Here is a 4,094-nt window from a genome sequence, read left to right on the forward strand (position 1 = left end):
CCAAGAAGAAGCTGCAGGACGGCACCATGTGGCTGATGCAGAACGGCATGGCCAACCCGGACAACGCCGGGGCCGCCTCGACCGACTATCTGCACATCTTCGGCCTGACCGCCCTGGCCTATCTCTGGGCCCAGATGGCCAAGGCGGCCCAGGCCAGGATCGACGCCGGCGACACCGACCCCTTCTATGTCACCAAGCTGCAGACCGGCCGCTATTTCGTCGAACGCATCCTGCCCGACGCCGAGTCCCATCTGGTCAAGATGAAGACCGGCGCGGACGTGCTGATGGACATGCCCGCCGAGGCATTCTAGCCCGTCTGTCTCCTCCCCGTCGCGCAGCGATGGGGAGGTGGCGCGGCGCGCCTTCGCGCCGTGACGGAGGGGCTGTCGGCCCAGGACTCGATCCGGTCCGGCGGTCTGTTGAAACTGTGCGGCGGAGCCACCCCTCCACCGCTTCGCGGTCCCCCTCCCCACGGAGTGGGGAGGAGACAAGATCATGAACGTCCTTCAGACCCCCGAACCCGATTTCATGCAGGAAGAGGACATCACCCTCTTCTCCGACAGCGTCGGCAAATGGATCGACGAGCATGCGCCGCCAGAGGCCGTGCAGTCGTGGATCGCCAACTCCTCCGTGCCCCGCGAACTGTGGAACCAGTCGGGCGAGGCCGGTCTGCTGGGCCTGTCCATGCCCGAGGAAGACGGCGGCATGGGCGGCGACTATCGCCATGAAGTCGTGCTGATGCGCCAGCTGGGCTGGAAGGGCGCGGACCATTTCGGCATCTCGCTGCATAATGCGATCGTCATGCCCTACATCTGGCACTACGGCACCGAGGAGCAGAAGGCGCGCTGGCTGCCGCGCCTGCTGACCGGCGAACTGGTCGGGGCCATCGCCATGACCGAGCCGGGCGCGGGCAGCGACCTGCAGGGCATCAAGACCACCGCCATCAAGACCGGCAACCAGTATGTGGTCAACGGTTCGAAGACCTTCATCACCAATGGTCAGCTGGCCAATTTCATCATCGTCGTGGCCAAGACCGACCCGACCCTGGGGGCCAAGGGCACCAGCCTGATCGTGGTCGAGACCGACGGGGCCGACGGCTTTGAACGCGGTCGTAACCTGCACAAGATCGGCATGGAGGCCAATGACACCTCCGAACTGTTCTTCAATGAGGTCAAGGTTCCGGGCGAGAACATCATCGGCGGCACCGAGGGTCAGGGCTTCGTCCATCTGATGCAGCAGCTGCCGCAGGAACGGCTGAACATCGCCGTCCAGGGCGTGGCCGCCGCCGAGCGCGGCCTGCAGGAGACCCTGGCCTACGTCAAGGAACGCAAGGCCTTCGGCAAGCGGATCCTCGACTTCCAGAACACCCAGTTCAAACTGGCCGAGGTCAAGACCAAGCTGACCGTCGCCAAGGTCTTCGTCGACCACTGCATCGGCCTGCACCTGAAGGGTCAGCTGGACGCCGTCACCGCCTCGATGGCCAAATACTGGGTCACCGACATCCAGGGCGAGACCATCGACGAAATGCTGCAGCTGCACGGCGGCTACGGCTATATGAACGAATATCCGATCGCCCAGCTGTACAAGGACGCCCGTGTCCAGCGCATCTACGGCGGCACCAACGAGATCATGAAGCTGCTGATCGCCCGGTCGCTTTAGGGAAACACCCATGCGAAAGACCGCCAGGGAACGTCTGGCCGAACGCGAGGCCCGGGCCCGCTCGGAACTGCTGGACAGCCTGCTGGACCCGTGGATCGGCGGGGCCGGCAATGCCGCCACCCTGGCCCGGCTCGGCCCGGTCGATCCGCTGGACGCGACCCAGGTCGCCCGGGCGATGCGCACCGACATCGTGCCGGCGATGGCCGCGGTGACGCGCGAGACCCAGACCCGCATCCGCGCGGCCCTGACCGTGCTGGCCCACAGCGACGGCGCGGAATTCCGCGCCTACTGGCTGGACCTGCGCCCGCCGTTCGGCACCACCGAGGCCGAGGCTGACGCCATCTTTCCGGTGCTGGCAAAATCCCTCGGCGTGCGACTCCCCGAGACGACGCTCGAAGGCTAGGATCAGACCATGATCCGTCTGTACGTTCGCGCCGACCTCGCCCCCGGCACCACCCTGACCCCCACGCCCGAACAGGCCCGGTATCTGACCGGGGTGATGCGGCTGTTTCTCGGCAGCGAACTGCTGCTGTTCAACGGCCGTGACGGCGAGTGGCGCGCCACCATCGCCGAGGTTCTGAAACGCGGCATCGTCCTGCGCGCCGAGGAACAGGTCCGCCCCCAGGCCTTCGGCCCCGACCTCGAGCTGATCGTGGCCCTCGTCAAGAAGTCCCGGGTCGAGACCATTGTCGAAAAGGCCGCCGAACTGGGCGTGCGCCGGGTGCGCCCGACCCTGACGCGGCGCACCAATGTCGAGAAGGTGCGACTGGACCGGCTCGACGCCATCACCGAGGAGGCGGCAGAACAGACCGGCCGCCTCGACGTCCCGGCGGTCGACGATCCGGCCAGGCTGGACGCGATCCTCGACGGCTGGGATCCGGCGCGACGGCTGATGTTCTGCGACGAGACCGGCGGCGCGCCCGCCTTTGCCGCCCTGACGGCGGCCGGCCCCGGCCCCTGGGCCATATTGATCGGACCCGAGGGCGGCTTCGCCCCCGAGGAGCGCGAGCGGCTGCTGGGCCTGCCCTTCACCACCGCCGTCTCCCTCGGCCCGCGCATCCTGCGCGCCGACACCGCCGCCATCGCCGCCCTGACCCTGTGGCAGGCCGCCCTGGGCGACTGGGACCGCTAGAGTTGGCCGCGGCGGCGGATACAGGCAGGATGGACTGATGTTCAACGAACTGGCCCTGTCGACCCTGATGGCCCTGCTGGTGGTGGGGCTGCACGGCTTCGGCCTGATGGGCCTGGGACGACTCCTCGAACTGTACGAGACCCGGATCGGCGGCGTCGGCGTGGCCGGCCCCCTGTGGCAGCACGCCGCCCTGACCATTGCCGTGGTGCTGGGCCTGTTCGTCATCCACGGGGTCGAGATCTGGCTCTATGCGGCCCTGTACACGGCGATCGGCGCGGTGCCCGACCTGCGCGAGGCGGTCTATTTCTCCAGCATCAGCTATGGCTCGATCGGCTACAGCGACGTGCTGATGGCCCCGCAGTGGCGACTGCTCGGCGCGATCGAGGGCGTCGGCGGGGCGATTCTTCTCGGCTGGTCGGTCGCCTTCTTCGTCAGCGTCATGACCCCGTTCACCGCCCCGAGGAAACGCCGCCCGCGACACGACGATACCCCTTGAGCCGGAGGCCTCCGGCTCCCATCTAGCCACGACAGGCCGTACGCTCCCCGCGACGGACAGGGGAATGCACCATGGTCGAACAGGAACCGCTCTCGTTCGCGCAACTGACCGCCGTCATGTCCGACGGGGCCAAGCCGAAGGACCAGTGGCGTATCGGGGCCGAGCACGAGAAATTCGGCTTCGACCGGAATACCCTGCGCCGCCCCGGCTATGCGGGCGACCACGGCATCCTGGCCATGCTGACCGGCCTGCAGCGTTTCGGCTGGAGCCCCGTCGAGGAGGCCGGCCACGTCATCGCCCTCGAGCGCAGGAACAGCGAGGGCTATTCGGCCTCGATCAGCCTCGAGCCCGGCGGCCAGTTCGAACTGTCGGGCGCGCCGCTCAAGGACATCCACGACATCTGTAACGAGACCGGCCAGCACCTGATGGAGGTGAAGATGGTCGCCGACGAGATCGGCCTCGGCTTCCTCGGGGCCGGGTTCGATCCGCTGTGGGCCCGCGAGGACATCCCGGTCATGCCCAAGGGCCGCTACGAGATCATGCGCGCCTATATGCCGAAGAAGGGGGCGCTCGGCCTCGACATGATGCTGCGCACCTGCACCATCCAGGCCAATCTGGACTTTGAGTCCGAGGCCGACATGGTGGCCAAATTCCGCACCAGCCTGGCCCTGCAGCCGATCGCCACCGCCCTGTTCGCCTGTTCCCCCTTCACCGAGGGCAGGCCCAACGGTTTTCTGAGCGCCCGCGCCAATGTCTGGACCGACACCGACCCCGACCGCACCGGCATGCTGGACTTCGTCTTCGCCG

The 4,094-nt window shown here is 67.4% G+C and carries 6 protein-coding genes; all 6 read left to right on the plus strand.

Going from position 1 to position 4,094, the window contains the following annotated elements:
- Positions 1-311, plus strand: a 311-nt coding sequence (locus PSV00_RS04110) for an acyl-CoA dehydrogenase C-terminal domain-containing protein (RefSeq protein ID WP_300445176.1), incomplete at its 5' end; no start/stop codon positions are given.
- Positions 312-495: 184 nt separating this feature from the next.
- Positions 496-1,659, plus strand: a complete 1,164-nt coding sequence (locus PSV00_RS04115; protein ID WP_300445177.1) for an acyl-CoA dehydrogenase family protein — start codon at positions 496-498, stop codon at positions 1,657-1,659.
- Between the two features lie 10 nt (positions 1,660-1,669).
- The gene (locus PSV00_RS04120) at positions 1,670-2,062 is read left to right on the plus strand and encodes a hypothetical protein (protein WP_300445179.1); all 393 of its coding nucleotides are present in this window, start codon (positions 1,670-1,672) and stop codon (positions 2,060-2,062) included.
- Positions 2,063-2,071: 9 nt separating this feature from the next.
- On the plus strand, positions 2,072-2,791 hold the full coding sequence (locus PSV00_RS04125; RefSeq protein ID WP_300445181.1) for a 16S rRNA (uracil(1498)-N(3))-methyltransferase: 720 nt from the start codon (positions 2,072-2,074) through the stop codon (positions 2,789-2,791).
- Positions 2,792-2,828: 37 nt separating this feature from the next.
- Positions 2,829-3,287 (plus strand): ion channel, encoded by a 459-nt coding sequence (locus PSV00_RS04130; protein WP_300445182.1) that lies wholly within the window; start codon positions 2,829-2,831, stop codon positions 3,285-3,287.
- A gap of 71 nt (positions 3,288-3,358) precedes the next feature.
- Positions 3,359-4,094 (plus strand): glutamate-cysteine ligase family protein (locus PSV00_RS04135; RefSeq protein WP_300445184.1); only part of this gene is annotated, 736 nt, incomplete at its 3' end.

The organism is Brevundimonas sp., assembly GCF_029945885.1.
In the GTDB taxonomy this organism is placed as follows: Bacteria; Pseudomonadota; Alphaproteobacteria; order Caulobacterales; family Caulobacteraceae; genus Brevundimonas.

Coding starts and splice junctions, on each gene's coding strand:
- PSV00_RS04115 (WP_300445177.1), top strand. CDS start 496: ATGAACGTCCTTCAGACCCCCGAACCCGATTTCATGCAGGAAGAGGAC.
- PSV00_RS04120 (WP_300445179.1), top strand. CDS start 1,670: ATGCGAAAGACCGCCAGGGAACGTCTGGCCGAACGCGAGGCCCGGGCC.
- PSV00_RS04125 (WP_300445181.1), top strand. CDS start 2,072: ATGATCCGTCTGTACGTTCGCGCCGACCTCGCCCCCGGCACCACCCTG.
- PSV00_RS04130 (WP_300445182.1), top strand. CDS start 2,829: ATGTTCAACGAACTGGCCCTGTCGACCCTGATGGCCCTGCTGGTGGTG.